General features: G+C 73.3%; 18 protein-coding genes. 11 read left to right on the top strand and 7 right to left on the bottom strand.

Going from position 1 to position 20,547, the window contains the following annotated elements:
- Positions 1-104 precede the first annotated feature (104 nt).
- Entirely contained in the window at positions 105-1,631 is a 1,527-nt protein-coding gene (locus NX794_RS24650) for an APC family permease (RefSeq protein ID WP_258781066.1), read from the top strand.
- A gap of 40 nt (positions 1,632-1,671) precedes the next feature.
- Entirely contained in the window at positions 1,672-3,321 is a 1,650-nt protein-coding gene (locus NX794_RS24645; RefSeq protein WP_258781065.1) for an amidohydrolase, read from the top strand.
- A gap of 90 nt (positions 3,322-3,411) precedes the next feature.
- On the opposite strand, the gene msrA is transcribed toward NX794_RS24645, so the two are convergent.
- Both msrA and NX794_RS24635 read right to left on the bottom strand, forming a co-directional pair.
- Positions 3,412-3,933 (bottom strand): peptide-methionine (S)-S-oxide reductase MsrA, encoded by a 522-nt coding sequence (gene msrA, locus NX794_RS24640; RefSeq protein WP_258781064.1) that lies wholly within the window; start codon positions 3,931-3,933, stop codon positions 3,412-3,414.
- Positions 3,934-4,126: 193 nt separating this feature from the next.
- Entirely contained in the window at positions 4,127-4,483 is a 357-nt protein-coding gene (locus NX794_RS24635) for a hypothetical protein (protein ID WP_258781062.1), read from the bottom strand.
- Positions 4,484-4,638: 155 nt separating this feature from the next.
- Between NX794_RS24635 and NX794_RS24630 the strand changes: the two genes are divergently transcribed.
- The 5 genes from NX794_RS24630 to NX794_RS24610 all read left to right on the top strand — a co-directional run bounded on the left by NX794_RS24630 (position 4,639) and on the right by NX794_RS24610 (position 11,165).
- The gene (locus NX794_RS24630; RefSeq protein ID WP_258781060.1) at positions 4,639-4,890 is read left to right on the top strand and encodes a hypothetical protein; all 252 of its coding nucleotides are present in this window, start codon (positions 4,639-4,641) and stop codon (positions 4,888-4,890) included.
- Positions 4,891-5,110: 220 nt separating this feature from the next.
- Positions 5,111-5,791 (top strand): class I SAM-dependent methyltransferase, encoded by a 681-nt coding sequence (locus NX794_RS24625; protein ID WP_258781059.1) that lies wholly within the window; start codon positions 5,111-5,113, stop codon positions 5,789-5,791.
- A gap of 139 nt (positions 5,792-5,930) precedes the next feature.
- Positions 5,931-6,506, top strand: a complete 576-nt coding sequence (locus NX794_RS24620) for a hypothetical protein (RefSeq protein ID WP_258781057.1) — start codon at positions 5,931-5,933, stop codon at positions 6,504-6,506.
- Between the two features lie 214 nt (positions 6,507-6,720).
- Positions 6,721-8,556: an arabinofuranosidase catalytic domain-containing protein gene (locus NX794_RS24615; RefSeq protein WP_258781056.1), complete on the top strand. Its 1,836-nt coding sequence runs from the start codon at positions 6,721-6,723 to the stop codon at positions 8,554-8,556.
- Positions 8,557-8,744: 188 nt separating this feature from the next.
- Positions 8,745-11,165, top strand: coding sequence for a GH92 family glycosyl hydrolase (locus NX794_RS24610; protein ID WP_258781055.1), 2,421 nt, complete (start codon positions 8,745-8,747; stop codon positions 11,163-11,165).
- A gap of 67 nt (positions 11,166-11,232) precedes the next feature.
- Here the strand turns inward: NX794_RS24610 and NX794_RS24605 are convergent, their stop codons facing one another.
- Positions 11,233-11,817 (bottom strand): TerD family protein, encoded by a 585-nt coding sequence (locus NX794_RS24605; RefSeq protein WP_258781054.1) that lies wholly within the window; start codon positions 11,815-11,817, stop codon positions 11,233-11,235.
- Positions 11,818-11,906: 89 nt separating this feature from the next.
- Positions 11,907-12,482, bottom strand: coding sequence for a GNAT family N-acetyltransferase (locus tag NX794_RS24600; RefSeq protein WP_258781052.1), 576 nt, complete (start codon positions 12,480-12,482; stop codon positions 11,907-11,909).
- A 90-nt stretch (positions 12,483-12,572) separates the two neighbouring features.
- On the opposite strand from NX794_RS24600, the gene NX794_RS24595 reads away from it, so the two are divergent.
- Together NX794_RS24595 and NX794_RS24590 are read left to right on the top strand one after the other, a co-directional pair.
- Positions 12,573-13,421 (top strand): alpha/beta fold hydrolase, encoded by an 849-nt coding sequence (locus NX794_RS24595; RefSeq protein WP_258781051.1) that lies wholly within the window; start codon positions 12,573-12,575, stop codon positions 13,419-13,421.
- A gap of 143 nt (positions 13,422-13,564) precedes the next feature.
- The gene (locus tag NX794_RS24590; protein ID WP_258781050.1) at positions 13,565-13,852 is read left to right on the top strand and encodes a DUF4190 domain-containing protein; all 288 of its coding nucleotides are present in this window, start codon (positions 13,565-13,567) and stop codon (positions 13,850-13,852) included.
- A 78-nt stretch (positions 13,853-13,930) separates the two neighbouring features.
- Here NX794_RS24590 and NX794_RS24585 read toward each other — a convergent pair whose 3' ends face one another.
- Positions 13,931-15,601 (bottom strand): PP2C family protein-serine/threonine phosphatase, encoded by a 1,671-nt coding sequence (locus NX794_RS24585; protein ID WP_428985954.1) that lies wholly within the window; start codon positions 15,599-15,601, stop codon positions 13,931-13,933.
- A 281-nt stretch (positions 15,602-15,882) separates the two neighbouring features.
- Here NX794_RS24585 and NX794_RS24580 point away from each other — a divergent pair, with 281 nt between their 5' ends.
- Positions 15,883-16,224, top strand: coding sequence for an STAS domain-containing protein (locus NX794_RS24580; RefSeq protein WP_258781048.1), 342 nt, complete (start codon positions 15,883-15,885; stop codon positions 16,222-16,224).
- 7 nt (positions 16,225-16,231) lie between these two features.
- On the opposite strand, the gene NX794_RS24575 is transcribed toward NX794_RS24580, so the two are convergent.
- Positions 16,232-17,440 (bottom strand): PP2C family protein-serine/threonine phosphatase, encoded by a 1,209-nt coding sequence (locus tag NX794_RS24575; RefSeq protein ID WP_258781047.1) that lies wholly within the window; start codon positions 17,438-17,440, stop codon positions 16,232-16,234.
- A 353-nt stretch (positions 17,441-17,793) separates the two neighbouring features.
- Here NX794_RS24575 and NX794_RS24570 point away from each other — a divergent pair, with 353 nt between their 5' ends.
- Positions 17,794-18,246, top strand: a complete 453-nt coding sequence (locus NX794_RS24570) for an SRPBCC family protein (protein ID WP_258781045.1) — start codon at positions 17,794-17,796, stop codon at positions 18,244-18,246.
- A 63-nt stretch (positions 18,247-18,309) separates the two neighbouring features.
- On the opposite strand, the gene NX794_RS24565 is transcribed toward NX794_RS24570, so the two are convergent.
- Complete coding sequence (locus NX794_RS24565) at positions 18,310-20,529, bottom strand: SpoIIE family protein phosphatase (protein WP_258781044.1); 2,220 nt, start codon at positions 20,527-20,529, stop codon at positions 18,310-18,312.
- Positions 20,530-20,547: the final 18 nt, after the last annotated feature.

The raw sequence follows: 20,547 nt of genomic DNA, 5'->3' as shown, positions 1-20,547 counted from the left end.
GGGAGTTGGTCCCCGGACCCGCGCCCGCGCCGCTTACGACAACTTATTGACGTAATACTGACACGGCTGTTTCATCAGCGCACACCTCTCAAAGGAGCGCGCTCATGGCTGCAGTCATCCCGGAGACGGAACCGCCGACGACGGCGATGCGCCGCACGCTGGGCGTGCGGGACGGTGTGGCGATCGCGGCGTCCAGTACGGCCGCGACCACCAGCATCGGCATCGGCATGGGGGTGCTCGCGCTGTACGCAGGGCGGCAGACCCCGGCGCTGCTGATCATCGCCTTCCTGCCGATCCTGGGGATCGCGCTGTCCTACGCGCGGCTGAACCGCACGGAGCCGAACTGCGGCAACGGCTACACCTGGGTCGGGCGCTCGGTCGGGGCCTGGCCGGGCTTCCTGACCGGGTGGGTGGTGCTGGTGGCGAACGTCGTGTTCATGGCGTACACCAGCACCGTCACGGGTTCGGTGGTCCTCCAGTTCGCCAACAAGGCGCACGTGTACAGCGTGCTCGGTGTCGCTCTCGATCCCGGCTCCACCGGGGTGAGTACGGTGGTGGGGCTGGTGGCGCTGGTACTGGTGACCGTGACCGCCGTGACGGGGGTCCGCTCCGCGACCCGGCTGCAATGGGCGCTGCTGGTGTTCGAGTACGCCGTACTGCTCGTCTTCTGCACCTGGGCGATCGTCTCGGGGCACCAGTCGTTCTCATGGGAGTGGCTGAACCCCTTCGCGATCGGCTCGGTCAAGTCCCTGGCCCAGGGGCTGGTGCTGGCGGTGTTCGTCTTCTGGGGCTGGGACGCGGCGTTCACGGTGAACGAGGAGACGAAGAACGCCGACGACGCCTCCCGGGGCGGACTCATCGCCCTGGGGGCCATGCTGGGCCTGCTCGTGTTCGCGGCGATCGCGTTCCAGCGGGCGATGGGCAACGCCGAGCTGGTCGCGCGGGGGCCGCAGGCTCTGACGTATCTCGGCGCCAAGCTGGCCCCGGAACCGTGGGCGTCGCTGCCGCTCGCCGCGCTGATGTGCTCGGCGTTCGCCTCGCTCCAGTCCAGCGTCATCCCCACCGCGCGCGGCGCGCTCGCGATGGGCCGGGACCGGACCCTCGGCCGCAGGTGGACGAAGATCCACCCGCGCTACGGCTCGCCCGCGGTGGGCACGGTCATGATCATGGCCCTGTCGGCGGCCGTCGCGGTCCTGGCGGTCGGCATCCCGAAGATCAACCTGATGATCCTCACCGCCGTGAACTCCATCGGTCTGATCGTCGCCCTGTACTACGGCCTCACCGCGCTGGCCTGCGCCGTGCGGTTCCGCGGCGCGCTGCGCGACGGCCCCCTGGAGGCCCTGCGCCGCGTCCTCGTCCCCGGTCTCAGCGCGCTGGTGCTGTTCGGACTCGGCGGGTACCTGGCCTGGCAGTACGCCACCATGAGCGATCACTTCGAGGCGACCCCGGACAACGGCTGGTTCCTGCTGTTGATCCCGACGCTGTTCGTCGTCACCGGTCTGACGGCCGCGGCCGTCGCCAAGTGGCGCCACCGCTCCGCCTACTTCGCCACCGGCCGTGGCACGGATGCCGATGCCATCGCCCTGCCGATGGACGAATCCGCCCGAGGTCCGGTCCGGCCCCTTCCCTGAGACTCCCCCTGTCCGCCACCCCCACCCCTGGAGCCACGCCATGCCTGCCGACACCACCGCCGACCTCGTGTTCACCGGCGGTCCGGTCCACACCGTCGATCCCGCCCGCCCCCGTGCGACCTCGGTCGCCGTCCGCGGCGACCGGATCGTCGCGGTCGGCCACGACGAGGTGCGCGATCTGATCGGTCCCGCCACGGAGATCGTCGACCTGCGGGGCCGCCTGCTCGTCCCGGGTTTCCAGGACGCGCACGTGCACCCGGTCGGCGCGGGTGTGGAGATGGGCCAGTGCGACCTGTCCGATGCCACGGGCACGGAGGACCACGCCGCCCGGATCCGCGCCTACGCCGACGCCCACCCCGACCGCCCCTGGATCACCGGCGGCGGCTGGTCCATGGAGGCCTTCCCCGGCGGCACCCCCGACCGGCACCTGCTCGACACCGTCGTCCCGGACCGGCCCGTCTACCTGGTCAACCGGGACCACCACGGCGCCTGGACCAACACCCGTGGCCTCGAAGCCGCCGGTATCACCCGGGACACGCCCGATCCCGCCGACGGCCGGATCGAGCGGGACGCCGACGGCGAGCCCAGCGGCATGCTCCAGGAGGGGGCCATGCGGCTGGTCGCCGTCCACGTCCCCTCGGTCACCCCGGACGAGCAACTCGCGGGCCTGTTGCGCGCCCAGGCGGTGCTGCACTCCCATGGCATCACCGCCTGGCAGGACGCCCTGCTGGGAGAGCACGCGTCGATGGCCGACGCGGCGCCCGCCTACCGCCGCGCCGTCACCGAGGGCCTGCTCACCGCGCGGGTGCGCGGGGCCTTGTGGTGGGACCGCGCCCGCGGTCTCGACCAGCTCCCCGAACTGCTCCGCCGGCGGGAGGAGTTCACCGTCGGCACCCTGAACTGCCACACCGTCAAGATCATGCAGGACGGCATCGCGGAGAACCACACCGCCGCGATGCTCGCCCCCTACCTCACCGCGTGCGGCTGTGCGTCCGGGAACTCCGGGATCTCGTTCGTCGACCCCCGGGAACTCGCGGACATCGTCACCCGGTTGGACGGCGAGGGCTTCCAGGTCCACTTCCACGCGCTGGGGGACCGCGCGGTGCGCGAGGCGCTCGACGCCGTCGAGGCCGCCCGGAGTGCAGGCGGCCGGCGGGACAACAGGCACCACCTCGCCCACCTCCAGGTGGTCGACCCCGCCGACATCCCCCGCTTCCGCGCGCTGGGCGCCACCGCCAACATCCAGCCGCTGTGGGCCGCGCACGAGCCGCAGATGGACGAGCTGACCATCCCGTTCCTCGGCCGGCAGCGGGCTGCCCGGCAGTACCCCTTCGCCGGCCTCGCCGACAGCGGGGCGACGCTGGCGGCCGGCAGCGACTGGCCGGTGTCCAGCCCCGACCCGATCGCCGCCCTGCACATCGCGGTCAACCGCCGCCAGCCCGGGTCCGACCGGCCCGTCTTCCTGCCGGAGCAGCGCATCACCCTGAGCACGGCCCTCGCCGCCTACACGGCGGGCAGCGCCTATGTGAACCACCTGGACGACACCGGCACCATCAGCCCCGGCAAGCTGGCCGACCTCACCGTGCTGGACCGCGACATCTTCTCCCGCCCCGCCGAGGAGATCGCCGAGGCGCGGGTGCGGCAGACCTTCGTCGGGGGCCGTCGCGTCCATCACGCCCCGGACGCCTGACCTCGTCGTACCGGTACCGACAGGCGAGGGCCCGGCGCACGGATGCGCCGGGCCCTCGTCGGCTCCCGGTGGCCTGCCGGTCGGCCGGGCTCAGGTCGTCGTGGCGGACGCCCGGCGCGGCAGCTTCCAGCCGGGACGCGGGAAGTGGCAGGTGTAGCCGTTCGGGTAGCGCTCCAGGTAGTCCTGGTGCTCGGGCTCCGCCTCCCAGAAGTCACCCACGGGCTCGACCTCCGTGACCACCTTCCCCGGCCACAGCCCGCTCGCCTCGACGTCCGCGATGGTGTCGACGGCGACGCGGTGCTGCTCCTCGTCCGTGTAGTAGATGGCGGACCGGTAGCTGCGACCGAGGTCGTTGCCCTGGCGGTCCCGCGTGGTCGGGTCGTGGATCTGGAAGAAGAACTCCAGGACGTCCCGGTAGCTCGTGGCCGAGGGATCGAAGAGGATCTCGATGGCCTCGGCATGATCGCCGTGGTTGCGGTAGGTGGCGTTCGGCGTGTCACCCCCGCTGTAGCCGACCCGCGTGGCCACGACGCCCGGCTGCTTGCGGATCAGGTCCTGCATCCCCCAGAAGCACCCGCCGGCCAGTACGGCCCGCTCGGTTCCCACAGTCATCCGTCGCTCCCTCACACTCGACCCGCGGTACGGCGCGGTCTCTCGGCCACATCGGCGTGGCGGACGGCCGGGTACCGGCCGCTCACCACGTACTCCTGCAACCGCGAAACGGCTCGCGGTGTTCCCGGTCGTCCCGGGTCGCGCCGGGCTCCCTGGCCGGGGAGGGAGAGGACGGAGGGCGGCTACCCACCACTCACGAGTCCCGACTCCCGGCGCATGTCCGAGGTGGAGGACCTCCGTCGGCGTCGAGTCGGGCGAGTCCGTCCTCCCAGCGGCGTCGGCGTTGTCCCTCGGTCTGCTCCCACCAGGGTGTGCCGCGCTCCCCCAACGCCACTTTCGCCTGCCGCACCCGCGCGCGTGCCGACCGCTCGGCCTCGGGGTCGGCGGCCGACGTCGCGGCCCGTACCGCTCGGCGCGCGGCCATGAGGTGGTGGCGGAGACGTCCGGCGGTCTCCTCGGGGAGGGAGGGGTCCGTCGCTCGCCATCGCCGTCCGCCGATCAGGACGAAGTGTCCGTCCGGGGTCCGTTCAGGGGGAGGGCGCTTTGTCATGTGATCGATTCTGTGCGGCGGGCGGCGCGGATGCCTCTCGCCCGGGCCGCCCGCCCCCGCCGTCTTCCGGCGGTTTTCGGCGCGGTCGTACGGCTGAAGTCGCGGGACGGGGGTACCGGCTGGGCGTTGGGTGACGGTTGCTCGGAGGGGTGACGATGGGGTCGGGACGTCAGTTGCGGCAGCTCAGGGCCGTGTATGCCGGGGGTGTGGTCGCCTGGACCTTGTGCCTCCTGCTGAATCTGGTCGGCGACGACGACTCGGCGCGGCAGACCGTCGTGCTGCTGGGGTTGCTCGCCGTGTTCCTCGGCCTGTTGCTGTGGTCGACGTGGCGGCTCTGGGAGGCCGGGCCGCGCGGTGCCGTGGCGCGTGTGGAGGAGGGGGCCGCCGCTCCGGGTGAGTCCTTCTAGACGGCGTCCTCAGGGATCACCCTTTCGGGTGGGTGTCCCCGGGCGAGCGCAGGGCAGACGCTGTGGTGTCACCTGATGGTGCTCTGGTGGCGGTGCCGCGACCGGCCTTCGGAGGCGGTCGCGGCACCGTCGTGTTCCCCGGGGGGTCCGCCCGGGCGCCTTTTTGCCGGACCGGCAACAAGACTGGCGTGGGCCGCGGTCGCTGGACGACGGTGGGCGCATGACTGACAGAATCGCGGCGGAACCGCCCGCTTCCGACACGCCGTCACCCGCCGACCAGTACGTCGGTGATCCCGCCGTGCGGGCGGAGTGGGACGCCCGTTACGCGGACCGGGGGCAACTGTGGAGCGGCCGGCCCAACGGCGCGCTCGTGGCCGAGACCGCCGGGCTCACCCCCGGGCGCGTGCTCGACGTCGGCTGCGGTGAGGGCGCGGACGCCGTGTGGCTCGCGCGCGGCGGCTGGGACGTGACCGCGCTGGAGGTCTCGGGTGTGGCGCTGGAGCGGGCGGCCGGGCATGCGCGGGACGTCGGCGTCACCGTTCGCTGGGTGCACGCCGCGCTCACGGAGGCTCCCCTGCCGCCGGCCTCCTTCGACCTGGTCTCCGCGCAGTACCCGGCCCTGCTGCGGACGCCCGACGCCGCTGCCGAACGGGCGCTCCTCGCGGCCGTCGCGCCCGGCGGTGTGCTGCTGCTCGTGCACCACGCGGGCATGCACACCCGGCAGGCGGACGACAGCGGCTTCGACCCGGCCGACTACGTCTGGCCCGCCATGGTCGCCGCGCTGCTGACCGAGGACTGGCTGGTGGAGGTGGACGAGACACGGCCACGTGTGATGCCCGACGGAGGTGCCGGCGCGCACCACACCGACGACGTGGTGCTGCGCGCCCGCCGACTGCGCTGAGTCCTGCGGGGCGTGCGCCGTGCTGTGGGCCCCTCGGCAGGAGCGGGAATCGCGAGCCGCTGGGTAAGAGGGAAGGCCGGGGGGCCACCTCGGCGTTTCGGTGATCGCTTCGGCGACGGGTGATCGGGACTCTGGGCGGGTGATCCTCGTACCGGGTTGGGTGTGGCAGGGAGGCCCGCTGCGCAGGGCGCTGGGCACGGGGCTGCCCGCCGGTGTCTTCTTCGGGGCGTTCGTCCTGGTGGAGTCCGGCTCGTGGGCGGGCGCGGCGGTGGTGTTCGTGATCCTGGGCCCGTGCCACGGGATCCGGTCGGCGCGGCGCATGCGGAAGGCGTGGCCCGGGGCCGGGGAGCTGGATGCCGGCGGGCGCGCCGCGGCGGTCCGGGCGACCAGGCGTGGCGAGGACGTCGGGGATCGGCGGCCGGCGCCCGCGGTCGTCGAGTACGCCGATGGTCTGCGCCGGGTCGCCGAGGACGACCGGCTGCGCCGCCCGATCGTCCTGTCCGTCGCCGTGCTCGCGCTCGCCCTCGCCGGCTACGACACGCTGACCGCCCCGGCCGCCGAGGTCATCGCCTCCTGGCTGGTCGTCGCGCTGTTCCTCGCCGACCTCGTCTGGTGGCCGCGCCGCCGGGCCGCCTTGCTGACCCGGGCGGAGCGGGCGGCGCGCTCGGCGCGGCGGGCGTCGGACGGGGGCTCTCCGGGAACTGCCGGTCACTGACCGGCGGACCGTGCCGGGCCCCTGCGAGGCCGGCTGACACGACATCAACTGTCGTCCGGATCAAACACCTTGCCCCACCATCAAAACTTCTTCCCAGCCCAAAGCAACAAATCTTGACGGCAACCATCAGGATGCGTAGCTTCCGCAGCGGTCGCCAGGTGCTCCAACTCGACGGTCCAGAACCGCACTTCCCTCCTTCAGCAAGGAGCCCAGCATGCGCGGAAGTCCCAGATCACTGATTCCGATACTGGCCGTCATCGGCCTCGTCCTGGCCACGGTGCTCGGTCTGCCCCAGACCTCGCAGGCCGCCGGTTCACTGCCGTGTGACATCTACGGCGCCGCCGGCACCCCGTGTGTCGCCGCGCACAGCACGGTGCGGGCGGTCTTCTCGGCGTACGACGGTCCGCTGTACCGGGTCACCCGTGCCTCCGACGGGGCAGGTACCGACATCGGGCTGCTGGCCACGGGCGGTTACGCGGACGCGGGCCGGCAGGACGCGTTCTGCGCGGACACCACGTGCGTGATCACGAAGATCTACGACCAGACCGCGCGGCACAACGACCTGACCCCGGGCCCGGCGGGCACCGCCGGCATGGGCGCGGACCGGGGCGCGGACGCCTCCGAGATCGCCGTGACCGCGGGCGGGCACAAGGTGTACGGCGTGTGGATATCGCCGGGAGTCGGCTACCGGTACACGGGCGTTGCCTCCGGTGTCGCCGTGGGCGGTCAGCCCGAGGGCGCCTACATGGTGGCCAGCGGTACCCACGTCGGCTCCGCCTGCTGCTTCGACTACGGCAACGCCGAGCGCACCCCGGCCGACACCGGCAACGGCCACATGGACGCGGTCAGCATCGCGACCACCTGCTACTTCGCCCCGTGCACCGGTTCCGGGCCCTGGGTCGAGGCCGACCTGGAGAACGGCATGTTCCAGGGCGACAACGGCTCCAACACCGCCAACCGGGGCAACGCCAGTACATACGTCACGGCGGTGCTGAAGAACAACGGGCAGACGCGGTACGCCCTCAAGGGCGGCAACGCGCAGACCGGGGGGCTGACGACCTGGTGGGACGGGGGGCTGCCCACCCGGGGCGGTTATCAGCCCATGCATCAGGAGGGCGGCATCATCCTCGGCACGGGCGGTGACAACAGCAACTGGAACATGGGCACGTTCTTCGAGGGCGTGATGGTCTCCGGTTATCCGACGGACGCCGCCGAGAACGCGGTCCAGGCGAACATCGTCTCCGTCGGCTACTCCGGTGAGACCGACGTCCCCAACGGCCCGCAGGGCACCATCACCGGTCCCGGGAACAAGTGTGTCGACGCCGCCGCCGACGACACCGGCGCCAACGGCACCGCCGTACAACTGTGGGACTGCCAGTCGTACGCCGAGGACCAGCACTGGACGCACCGGGCGGACGGTTCCCTGGCCACGATCGGGCGGTGCCTGGACATCGAGGGCAACGGCACCGCGAACGGCGCCAAGGTCGAACTGTGGGACTGCAACGGCGTCGGCGGACAGAAATGGGTACAGCAGGCCGACGGCTCCCTCCTCAACCCCCAGTCCGGCCGCTGCCTCGACTCCCCCAGCGGAGCCACCGCCAACGGCACCCGCCTCCAGATCTGGGACTGCAACGGCTCCACCGCCCAGAAGTTCGCGGTGAACGCCGGCGCGCCCGTTCCCGGGCCGGGCGGCAAGTGCCTGGACGTGGCGGCCGACGACAGCGGCGCCAACGGGGCCGCCGTACAGCTCTGGGACTGCCAGTCCTGGGCGGTCGACCAGCACTGGGCGCGCCGCACGGACACCTCCCTGCGCACACTGGGACGGTGCCTGGACATCGAGGGCAACGGCACCGCGAACGGCGCCAAGGCCGAACTGTGGGACTGCAACGGCGTCGGCGGACAGAAATGGGTACAGCAGGCCGACGGCTCCCTCCTCAACCCCCAGTCCGGCCGCTGCCTCGACTCCCCCAGCGGCGCGACCGCCAACGGCACCCGCCTCCAGATCTGGGACTGCAACGGCTCCACCGCCCAGAGGTTCCGGCTCGGCTGAGTCCGTCCTCACCACCAACGCCTCCCGTTCACACGGCATTCGAGGCCCGGACGTGCACACCCCTTCCCCTCGTCCGGGCCTGCTCCTAGCCTCGGCGCGAGATCGGGGCGGTGGCGTGCGCGAGGCGCGTGCGTCACCGCCCGTCGTCCGAACTCCTCCTCGGAAGGGGACCGTTCATGCACCCGTCCATGCCTCGCGCCGTGCGCGGCAGACGTTCGGCGGTGGCTCTCGTGGCCACCGCTCTCACCGTCGCAGTGGCCTTGCCGGCCCTGCCCGCCGTCGCCGCCGACGGCCCGCCCGGGCACCCCTCGTCGCTGGTCGACCCGCTCATCGGCTCGTCCGGTGGCGGCAACACGTTCCCCGGCGCGACCCTCCCCTACGGCATGGCGGCCTGGTCGCCCACCAGCACCCGGGGCGACCAGACCGGCACGGGCGCCGCCAACGGCTACGACTACGGCACGACCCGCATCCGCGGCCTGAGCCTCACCCACGTCAACGGCGCCGGCTGCAACCCCGGCGCGGCGGGGGACGTACCGGTGATGCCGTTCGTCGGGGACGTCACGTCCTCGCCGTCCGCCGACACCAAGGACGCCGTCTACGCGTCCGACTTCAGCCACGCCGACGAGCGGGCCACGCCCGGCCGCTACACCCTGGGCCTCGCCTCCGGGGCCCGTGCCGACCTCGCCGTCAGCAGGCGGGCCGGGGTCGCGGACTTCACGTTCCCGGCGGACCGGCCCGCCAGCCTGCTCTTCCGGGTGTCCAACTCCCTCAACGGCAGCGCGGACGCGCACGTCGACATCGACGCGGCCCACCGCAGGGTCAGCGGCTGGGTGCTCACCGGCGCGTTCTGCGGCCGGCGCGCCAACGGCGGGGTCAACAACCGCAAGAGCTACTACCGGCTGCACTTCAGCGCCTCCTTCGACCGCGCCTTCTCCTCCGTCGGCACCTGGCACGACGGCACGGTGTCGCCGGGCTCCACGTCGGCCTCCGGCGGCGAGGGCTACGCGACGGGTGCCGACCGGGCCGGGCGTGGCTCGGGCGGCTGGGTCGGCTTCGACCCGCGCTCTGACAACGATGTCCACATGCGGATCGGCATCTCGTACGTCGATCTCGCCGGCGCCGAGGCCAACCTGCGCCGGGAGATAGCCCCGGGGGCCTCCGTCGACCGGGTCGCCGCCGCCGGTGCCCGGGCGTGGGACCGTGAGCTGGGCACCGTGCGGGTGACCGGGGGCAGTGCCCAGCGGCGTACCACCTTCTACACGGCGCTCTACCACTCCCTCCTGCAGCCCAACCTGATCAGTGACGTGGACGGCCGCTACCGGGGCATGGACCAGGCCGTGCACCGGCCGGCGCGCGGCCAGCGGGCCCAGTACAGCAACTTCTCGGGCTGGGACCAGTACCGGGCACAGATCCAGTTGCTGGCGCTGCTCCAGCCCACCGTCGCGGGGGACTTCGCGCAGTCGCTGTACAACTTCGCGCGGCAGAACGGCGGGGTGTGGGACCGGTGGGTGCACATCAGTGGCGCCACCCATGTGATGACCGGTGACCCGTCGGCGGCGACGCTGGCCACGTTCTACGCCATGGGGGTGCGCAACTTCGACTACGAGGGCGCCTTCGACTCGCTGGTGCGGCAGGCGACCGTGCCGCATCCGGACGGTCTGTCGGACGCCGGGTGCCCCGGGCAGTGCGTGGGGCAACGGCCGAATCTGGCCCAGTACGTGAGTTCGCACTACGCGGCGCAGGACGTGTGCCACTGCTGGGGCGGCGCCGCTGAGACGCTGGAGGACGCCGTCGCCGACTCCGCGCTCGCGCGGTGGGCCCGGCTCCTCGGACGCGGGTCCGAGGCGAAGGAGTGCGGTGCGCGGGCCGCCTACTGGCGCAACGTCTTCAACCCGGACGCCACCGCGGACGGCGGCTACGCACAGGCCCGGAAGCTGGACGGCTCGTGGGTGACGCCGTTCGGGCCGGGCAGCGATCTCGGCTTCGCGCAGGGCACCAGCGCCACCTACACCTGGATGGTGCCGCAGGACGTGCGGGGCCTGGCGCGGGCGATGGGCGGCCGGGAGACGGCGGCCCGGCGCCTGGACGCCTTCTTCCACGACGCCGACGGCTCCTGGTCCCTGCGCGGCGGCGATCCGCTGCGCTACGACCCGACCAACGAGCCCGGCATCCACGCCCCTTGGCTCTACAACGCCCTGGGGCAGCCCTGGAAGACCCAGGCGACCGTGCGCCAACTCCTGGACACGGTCTACGGGACGGGCCCCTCGGGGCTGCCGGGCAACGACGACCTCGGCACGATGTCGGCGTGGTACGTCTTCTCCGCCCTCGGCCTGTATCCGCAGACGCCGGGCAGCGCGAACCTCCTGCTGGGCGCGCCGGTCTTCCGCGAGGCGGTGCTCGACCGGCCCGGTGCCACGGACATCGTGATCTCGGCGCCGGGCGCCGACGACCGTCACCCGTACGTCGACGCGGTGCGCCTCGACGGGCGCCCGCTGAACCGGTCCTGGACGGACGCCGGGCCGACCCTGCGGGGCGGCCGGATCGCCGTACGGACGGCGGCGGAACCGAACACCTCCTGGGCGACGGACCCGGCCGGACTCCCCCGGTGAGGCCGTCCGCCCGCGCCGCCCGGCCCTCGGGGGCGGGCGGCGCGGGCGGGCCGTGACCCGGCGGACGTCACTTGCTGACGGCGAAGCGCATCAGGGCGTGCTCGTCGCCCTGCTTGATCTTGCCGGTCACGTTGATCACTTCGAGCTTCCAGGCGCCGCCCACCCGGACGGCCTTGGCGACGGCACAGCCGTTGTCCTGGGTGAGCAGGCTGGGCCAGATGTCGGCGACCTGCTGGGAGCTGCCGCCCGTGGCGTCGTAGACCTTGAAGCTGATGTTGCGCGCCTTCTGGAAGGAGCTGCCCTTCTTGAACGCGGCGGCGACGAACACGATCGACGTGATGTTGGCCGGAACACGCGCGAACTCGACCGTGACGGTCTCGTCGTCGCCGTCCCCGCGCCCGGTCTGGTTGTCGCCGCTGTGCACCAGCGAGCCGTTGCCCATGGGGTCGAGCGAGTCGAGGCCGGCGAGGCGCACCGGGTCCGAGCCCTGCATGGCTATGGCGATCAGGTCGAGGTCCGTGCCGGTCTTGCGGCGGAGCAGGCCGACCACGCCGCCGCTGGCGCCGGCCGTGGGGTCCCAGGACGCGCCGATGGACAGGTGCGTCACTCCGTCGAGGTCCGCCGGGCCGTCTTCCTTGGTGAGCGTGATCATGCGCTGACCGTCCTTTCGTACAAGTCTCTACAACACGCAGAGTCTGCCTGGCGCCGCCGTGGTTCCACCGACCGGGTCCTGCTGTCGGCTCAGCGACAGGGCCTGCTCATGTAGAGGGCCTGTTCGCCCTTGGCGGGCGTGCCGTCGTAGAGCGAGGTGTCGAGTCCGCAGAGGGCGAAGCCCATCCTGCGGTAGGCGCGGACGGCCGGTGCGTTGACGTTGCTGACCTCCAGCCAGACGTGTACGGCGCCCCGCTCGCGGGCGAACTCCACCGCGAGCCCCATGAGCGCACGGCCGACTCCCCGGCCCCGGTGCTCCGGGGCGACCCCGATGTCCTCGACGGTCAGCCGGCGGTTCCAGCCGGAGTAGGAGACGCTGACGAATCCGGCGAGGCCGCCGTCGCTCTCGTGGGCGCTCTCGTGGGCGACGAAGACACGCGCGTCCGCGTCGTCCGGCCGGTGTCCGTCGTCGTCCGGCTCGTCCTCGGGGAACACCTTGGTCAGCGGCGGGTCCACGGGGGTCTCGCGCAGGGCGCACCCGTCGTCGGTGACGGTCACTCGGAAGACGGTGGCGGTGGTGAAGGAGTTGTCGAGGGCCTCGATGGCCTCGTCGTCCCCCGGGACGGCGGTGCGGTACCGGAAGACCGGCGCGTCGGCAGTGCTCATGGCACGACGTTACGGCCGCTGTACACGCGGAGGGACCGATCCCGGCCCCGGGACCGGTAGGTTCGTGGCCGGTCGACCGGAGGAGGCGGTGTGCGGGAGCGCGATCTGGTGCTGGACGACGGGCGCCGGCTGCATGTCTACGACACCGGCGCGGGCGACGCCGACGGCCGTCCCGTCGTGCTGTGGCAGCACGGCACGCCGAACATCGGCGCCCCTCCCGCGCCGCTCTTCCCCGCCTCGGACCGCCTCGGCATCCGCTGGGTGTCGTACGACCGCCCGGGCTACGGCGGTTCCACCTCCCGCCCGGGCCGGGACGTGGCGTCGGCCGCGGGCGACGCGGCCGCCGTCGCCGACGCCCTCGGTGTCCGGCGGTTCGCGGTCATGGGCCACTCCGGCGGCGGCCCGCACGCCCTGGCCTGCGGTGCCCTGCTGCCCGATCGTGTCCTCGCCGTGGTGAGTGTCGCGGGCCTCGCGCCGTTCGACGCGGACGGGCTCGACTGGTTCGCGGGCATGTCGGAGTCCGGGACGGCGTCCCTGCGGGCCGCCGCCGCGGGGCGGGCGGCGAAGGAGGCCCACGAGGCCGCCGCCGTGTACGGCCCGGAGATGTTCACGGCGGCCGACCACGCCGCCCTCGCCGGACCGTGGTCCTGGTTCGCCGAGGTCGTCGGCCCGGCCGTGGAGTCGGGTCCGGGCGGCCTGATCGACGACGATCTCGCCTACGTCGCCCCGTGGGGCTTCGACCCGGCCCGCATCACGGCACCGGTCCTCCTGGCGCACGGCGGCCGTGACCGCGTGGTGCCCTGCGCGCACGGCCGGTGGCTCGCGCGCCGCTGCCCCGGCGCGGAACTGCGGCTCGGCCCCGAGGACGGGCACATCTCCGTGCTCCGCGAGGGCGCTGCGGCCCTCGACTGGCTGGCCGGGCGCTTCCCTTCCGTGTAGACGGGGCCGGGCACATCACATATCCATCACACGGCCGGCACCTCATGACATGGGTCCGGCACGAAGGGGCATCCGTAGGTCACGTCAAGAACGAGTAATGAGCGGCCAGTTCGGTCCGCGTCACCCACAACCGGGAGCAGGAAATGACGAGTTACGGTGGTTCCTCTGCCGCGTCCGCCGGATCGCGCACCAACGGCCTGGCGATCGCGAGTCTGTGCTGCGGCGTCATCGGTCTGTTCATCCTGAACATCGTTCTCGGCCCCCTGGCCATCATCTTCGGTGCCGTCGCGCGCCGCCAGGCCTCGGTGAAGAACGGCGCCGGGATGGCGAAGGCGGGCATCATCCTCGGTGTCGTCGACGTGGTCCTCTGGCTGGTGCTCCTGGCCGTCGCGACCAGCAACGGCGGCTTCAGCTGGTACGTGGGCGGCTGACCGCCCCCGTCGGAGGGCACGTGGATCGAGGGCGGCCGGGACTCCCGGCCGCCCTCGATCCGTGCCGTGCCCCGTGTCTCAGGCGCGCTTCCCGGCGCTGTCTCCCGCCGCCCGGCCGCCGAGCAGCGTCAGCGGGCCGGATCCGGGGACGCTGACGGCGACGGTGGCCATGTCGTCGTGCCGGCCGGTGCCCAGCCACTGGGCGGCGAGCAGCTGGACCCGTGCCACCACCGCTTCCGCCGGCAGGCCCGCGCACTCCGACAGCGCCTGGCGCAGCCGGTGTTCGCCGAAGAGCTCGTCGCCCAGCGGGCCGCCGCGGGCCTCGGTGATGCCGTCGGTGTAGAGCAGGCAGGTCTCCCCCGGCGACAGCACCGTCCGGACCGTGCGTGCCGGGACGGTGGGCAGCGCACCGACCAGCGTGCCCCGGGTGGGGAGTTCCTCCACCGTGCCGTCGGCGCGCACGACCAGCGGCGGCAGGTGTCCGGCACTGGTCAGCCGGATCTGGGCCCGGCTGCCCCGGCGCCGGACGGAGGCGAGGACCAGGGTGGCGAAGCGGGTGTGGCCGGAGCCGAGCAGGGCGCCGTTGAGCAGGTCGAGCACCCGCTGGTGGTCGCCGGCCAGGGGCAGCAGAGCGTGCAGGGTGTTGCGGATCTTCCCGGTGAGCACCGCCGCGTCCAGTCCCTTGCCGGCGACGTCGCCGAGGACCACGAGGGTGTCCTGGGAGGGGTCGGAGCCGGGGTGGACGTCGTAGAAGTCGCCGCCGACCCGCTCGTGGTCCTTGGCCGCGCGGTAGCCGCCGGCGTAGTCGACACCGTGGACGCCGCCGAGCGTCGGCGGCAGCAGCTCGCGCATCAGGGCCGTGGTGACGGTGGCCTGTTCGCCGTAGCGGCGCGCGGCGGAGAGGGCGGCGCCGGCGCGGGCCGCGAAGAGGCGGGCGAAGACCTCCTCGCCCTCGGTGAAGACCTGCCCGGTGCCGGCGCGCAGCAGGATGAGGGCACCGGCGGGCGCCCCGTGGCCGGGCAGCGGGGTGACGATCACGGAGCCGGCCGGTCCGCGGAAGCCGTCCGGTGTGACCCAGTCGGGGAGGCCGGCGGCGTCCGTCCACCGGGCCGGCATGTGCGGGAAGCCCTGGAGGGCCTCGGTCAGTCCCGGTACGCCGGACACGTCGACCTGCCGGGTGAGCCGGGTGACGGGGCCGCCCCGGCCCGCGTACGTCAGCGGGTGGCGCCGTCCCTGGGGCGGGGCGACGAGGACGGCGGCGTCGGCGAGATGCCGGGCGGCCAGGGCGGCGGCCACCTCCATGCAGCGGGGCGCGTTGAGGGTGGACAGCAGGGCGCCGGAGGCCTCGGAGAGGATCTCGGTCCAGGCCAGCGCGTCGGTCAGCGCGGCCTCGGCCAGCTGGCGGTCGGTGTCGTCGACCAGCCACCACACGACGTCCCCCGCGCCGGCCGTGGTGGGGTAGGCCGCGAAGTGCCGGCCCTGGATGCGGCCCCTGAGCGGTCCCGCGCGAGCGCCGCGTGACGCGTCGCCGATGTCCCGGTGGGCGCGGCAGAACCAGGAGGGGAGGTGGTCGCGCAGCCGGTCGCCGGCGGCGGCTCCGGGGAGCAGGGTCCGGGCGGCTCGGTTGACCTCGACGAGGCCGCCGTGCCGGTCGACGATCAGAACGGGACAGGGGGCCTCGGTCCAGGCCGCGCCGACCAGGTGGCCGGCGTCGGGCGGACGGGCTGAGGTACCGGGGGAAGCAGACACGAGCGGGGGTGCGCGCGTGCGCACCTCACCACCTTCCTACCGTGGGAATCGGCTGCCGTACGGCAACGGTCCCGTATCCGCGTCCGCGCTCGCAACCCGCTTGCGCGAGCGACACGGGACCGTCACATCAGACGTTCCCGGATCTGCCGGGCCAACCCGCGCCAATTCCGGCAATACCGCCGCCGACGGCGGCGACGCCAGTAGCCTTGTCACTCAGCCCGGCGAACTCTCGCTGAGACGTTCGACCGGCCGTCGCTCTGCCCGGGACCTGGAGGTACGGGGTGCTGCACGTCACCGAGCGGGCCGGGGACCGGGTCGTGGCGCGACTGCCGGAGGATGTCGACCTGCACACCACCCCGGGATTACGGGCGGTGGGTGACCGCATCATCGACGAGGGCTGCCGGCATCTCACCCTGGACGCCTCCCGCACCCTCCATCTCGACTCCACCGGAATCTGCGCGTTCGTCGTCTGGTATCAGCGACTGGACGCCCTGAGCGGCTCGTTGACCCTGTCGGGCGTCAGCGAACACCTGTACGGCCTGCTGGCCCGGCTGGGGCTGCACACCGCCATGACCATCACGGCCGGCGGGGCCGCCAGCGACTCCCCCGGGCCCCGGGACTGACGGCCCCTCAGTCGGCGGACCGCGGCTCCGGGGTGCCGCCGGTACCCCGTCCCGTCCAGTCGAGGCAGACGACCGCGGCGTCCGCGAGCAGGTCCTCGCCGCCGACGTGTTCGACCAGCCCGGCGACGACCGACCGGGCGGTCTCGTGGGGCGAGGCCTGCCTGGTCGCGCTCAGGATCCGGCTGAGGACGCTCTCCCCGAACAGCTCGCCGGCCGCCGACCGGGTGCCGTGGACGCCGGTGCTGATGGCGACCAGGCGGTCGCCCGGCTCGACATGGAAGGTCTGCTCCTCGTAGAGGGTCTCCTCGAACATGCCGAGCGGCAACTGCGCCTCCAGCTCGATGTGTTCGATGGTGCCGCCGCGCTGGCGGTAGAGCCGCGGGGAACCGGCGTCGACGGCGCGCACCCGGCCCGTGGCGAGGTCGAAGCGCAGCAGGAGGGTGGAGGCGTACATCTTGCCGCCGTACTGGGCGTACACCGCCTGGTCCGCGAGGCAGGCCTGGTCCGCGAGGCCGATGCCGGCGCGGCGGGCGTTGCGCAGCGCGCCGACGGCGAGGGTGGTGAGCAGGGAGGCGTCGATGCCCTGGCCCATGCCGTCGGTGACGGTGAGCGTGAGGTGGTCGGCGCTGGTGGACCAGTCGAAGTTGTCGCCGCCGACGGCGTAGGCGGGCTCCAGGTGCGCGCCGATGACGTACTCGTCGCGGGCGCAGCCGCGGCCCGGCAGGAGCTGCCACTGCATCTCGGCGGCGAGGGTGAGACGACGGGTGCGGCGGGCTTGCAGGTACAGGTCGGTGTCCCGGCCGGCGGTGGCGACCTCGTGGCCCAGCGCGGTGGCGAAGTCGAGGAGTGCGAGGACCGTGCCGGAGGTGGTGGCGGTGTCGGGCACCCGGACGGTGAGCACGCCGAGGCGGTCACCGCGGACGGTGAGGGGAAGGTGGACCAGTTCGGTGGCCGGGTCGGCGGTGACCTCGACCACCGGCTTCTGGGTGGTGAAGGCGGTACCGGCGGGGCCGTCGTGCGCGGAGACCGGATCGCCGGTGTGCGGCAGGTGGGTGACGGGCTGCAGGACCGTCAGACCGTAGTCGGCCAGGAAGAGCGTCACGTCCTCGGCACCGAAGCGCTGCGCCAGCAGGCGGGCCGCCGTGGCGACGAGGGCATGGGGCGGAGCGGTGCGCAACCGCCCCTCCACGGACGGCGCTGCTTCCCAGGCGTGCACGGCATCTCCATCCTCTCCCCTTGCGGCCTCCACGCTATCGCGCCCGGGACGGCCGCCGGGGCCCCGGGGTCACGATCGCGCCGGGGGTCGGGAGGAGACGGCGTCCTGCGCCGTCGGCCGGGTCTCCGGGACGGTGTCGACGCCGGTGATCTCGCAGAGCCGCCGGAGCCGGCGCGGCGGCGCACGCCCGACCGGTGGACCCGGATCAGCCTCTCGCGCACGCCGGCAGCGCCCGATCGGGCGGCACTGGAGCGCATACGTCACCTCGCCCGTGGCACCCGGGAAGTGATCACCTCCCCAGGCCGCGCATCCGGTCGGCCGGGAGCACGCCCCCAGAGTCGAGGAGGTACGACGTGTCGCAGGTGGAAGAGTCCATCGAGGTTCACGTCCCCGTCCACACCGCCTACAACCAGTGGACGCAGTTCGAGGACTTCCCGCAGTTCATGGACGGGGTCGAGCGCATCGAGCAGCGCACCGACACCCTGACCCACTGGAAGACGAAGATCGGCGGAGTGGAGCGGGAGTTCGACGCCGAGATCACCGAGCAGATCCCCGACGAGCGGGTCGCCTGGACCAGCATCGGAGGTGAGGCGAGGCAGGCGGGTGTCGTCACCTTCCACTACATCGACGACGACACCACCAAGATCATGCTTCAGCTCGACTACGACCCGCAGGGCCTCGCCGAGACCGTCGGGGACAAGCTCGGCTTCGTCAAGCGCCAGGCCACGGGTGACCTGAAGCGGTTCAAGGAGTTCATCGAGTCCCGCGGCGGCACGGAGACCGGCGCCTGGCGCGGCCAGGTCTGATCCGCGGGTGCCGCGCCGTCCCCGGCCGCGGCGCCGGGGACGGCGTGTTCCTGTGCGGGCCGGTCAGCCGGCCTCCGGCACCGGCTCGGCCGCGGTGATGACGAGGGCGGCCTGGTCGTCCTCGACCTCCCGGCCCGCCATGAAGCCGCGGACGTCCTCCGCCACGGTGCGCACGACGTCGGCCGCGGCCGGCCGGGGCGGGACCGAGGCGAGGGCCTTGGCCAGCCGGACCTCGCCGTACTGGTCGGTGCCGGCGGTACGGCACTCGGTGATGCCGTCGGTGTACAGGAACAGGCTCTCGCCGGGGCGGAGCGTGAAGCGGCACGCGGTGAGCCGGGGCGGGATGCCGATGCCGAGCAGCCCGCCGGACGCCTCGACCGCCTCGACGGCGCGCTCGGCGCCGAGCAGCAGCGGCAGCGTGTGACCGGCCCGGACGAGCTGGACGGCGAGACCGTCGGCGGCCGGGGTGAGATGGCCGTAGACGAGGGTCACGAAGCCGTGGTTCTGGTGGGCGTAGCGGTCGTTCAGGGCCTTGTCGACGGCCTTGGCGACGGCCACGGGGTCGTCCAGCAGGGGGGCGACGGCGCGGGCGGTGTGGCGGACCAGCGCGGTGGTGGTGGCGGCCGTGGCTCCGCGCCCGCAGACGTCGCCGAGCACGAAGGCCCAGCTGCCGTCGCCGCGGGGGAAGGCGTCGTAGAAGTCGCCGCCGATCTCCAGACCTTCGCCGGCCGGGTGGTAGAAGGCGGCGAGCTGGGCGCCGGGGATGTCGGGCAGGTCGGGCAGCAGCAGGCCGGTCTGGAGGTCGCGGGCGAGGGCGGCGCGCTGCGCGTACTGGCGTGCGTTGCGGGCGGCGGAGGCGGCGCGGCGGGCCAGTTCCTCCGCGAGGGCGACGCGATGGCCGTCGAAGAAGTGCCCGTCGGTGGAGAGCAGGGTCAGGGCGCCGAAGGCGCGTCCGCGGTCCATGAGGGGCACGCAGACGTAGCCGGTGACGCCGAGTTCACGCCAGGGGCCGGGCCCGGTCGGGGTACGGCGGGCCACCTCGGTCAGGCCGGAGGCGAGGACCCGGGTCACGGCGGCGTCCTCGGTGGCGTGGTCCGGGGTGTGCGCGGCGAGCAGGGCGCGCGCCTCCTCGGTCGGCGCGGCGGTCGCCACCCGGGCCGGGCGGCCGGCCTCCACGATGTCGACGGCGGCCAGTGGGGCCAGGGCCGGGCCGGCCAGGGCGGCCAGGCGTTGCAGTATCTGCCGTTCGTCCAGCCGGCCGGACAGGGCGGTGCTGGCGTTCAGCAGGAAGGCGAGGTCGTCGCGGGCCGCCTTCTCCCGGGCGTCGGCCGCCCGCCGGGCCTGTTCGACGTGGTGGCGTTCGATGGCGAGGGCGGCGGTGTCGGCGAAGACGTGGGCCAGCGCGAGATCGGTGTCACGGGGGGCTCGCGGGGTGCGGTGGTACATCGCGAAGGTGCCCAGCAGCCGCCCGTCGTGGGCGAGGATCGGGGTCGACCAGCAGGCGGCGAGGCCCGCGCGGGTGGCGAGCGGGCGGAAGTCGTCCCAGAGGGGGTCGGCGGTGATGTCGTTGACGATCACGTTCCGGCGCCGGTGGGCGGCGGTGCCGCAGGAGCCCACCCCCTCGCCGGTGGCGATGCCGTCGATGGCCTGGTTGTAGAAATCGGGCAGGCTCGGGGCCGCGCCGTGGCGCAGGTGGCGGCCGTCCTCGTCGGCCAGCAGGACGGAGACGATCACCTCGGGGGACAGTTCCTCGATGGTCCGGCACATCCCGTACAGCACCTCGGGCAGCGGTGCCTGGCGGGCGATCTGCTCCAGCAGCGCCCGCTGCTCGCCGGCCAGCCGCTGGGCGTGCTTGACCTGCGTGGTCTCCACGCCGATCATCCGCACGCCGATGACGTTGCCGCCGGTGTCGCGGCGGGCCTCGTAGGTGAAGTCGTAGTACGCCTCGCGGGCGGCCTCGCCGACGCCGATGACGACGCGGGCGTCACGGCCGATGTGCCGCTCCCCCGACCGGTACACCTGGTCGAGGAGGTCGATGAACCCCTGGGCGGCCAGCTCCGGCATGAGCCGCACCAGCGGCACGCCGGTGCGTTCCCGCCCGGCCCCGCCGATCGAGGCGAAGAAGGCCGGGTTCGCCGCCTCCAGGACGTGCGCGGGCCCCGCCATCGACGCGAACAGCGCGGTGGACGTGCCGAACAGCACCGACAGGTCCGCGTCCGCCTCGCGCACCGCCCGGGACCGGCCGGCTTCGCCCGTCGGCCGCCGTTCACGTTCCGCTGTCATCTCGCCCCCTTCGCCGGT

The organism is Streptomyces pyxinicus, assembly GCF_024753135.1.
Classification (GTDB): domain Bacteria; phylum Actinomycetota; class Actinomycetes; order Streptomycetales; family Streptomycetaceae; genus Streptomyces; species Streptomyces pyxinicus.
The sequence above is the reverse complement of the archived record's forward strand: the minus strand, read 5'-3'. Positions and strand labels throughout refer to the sequence as shown.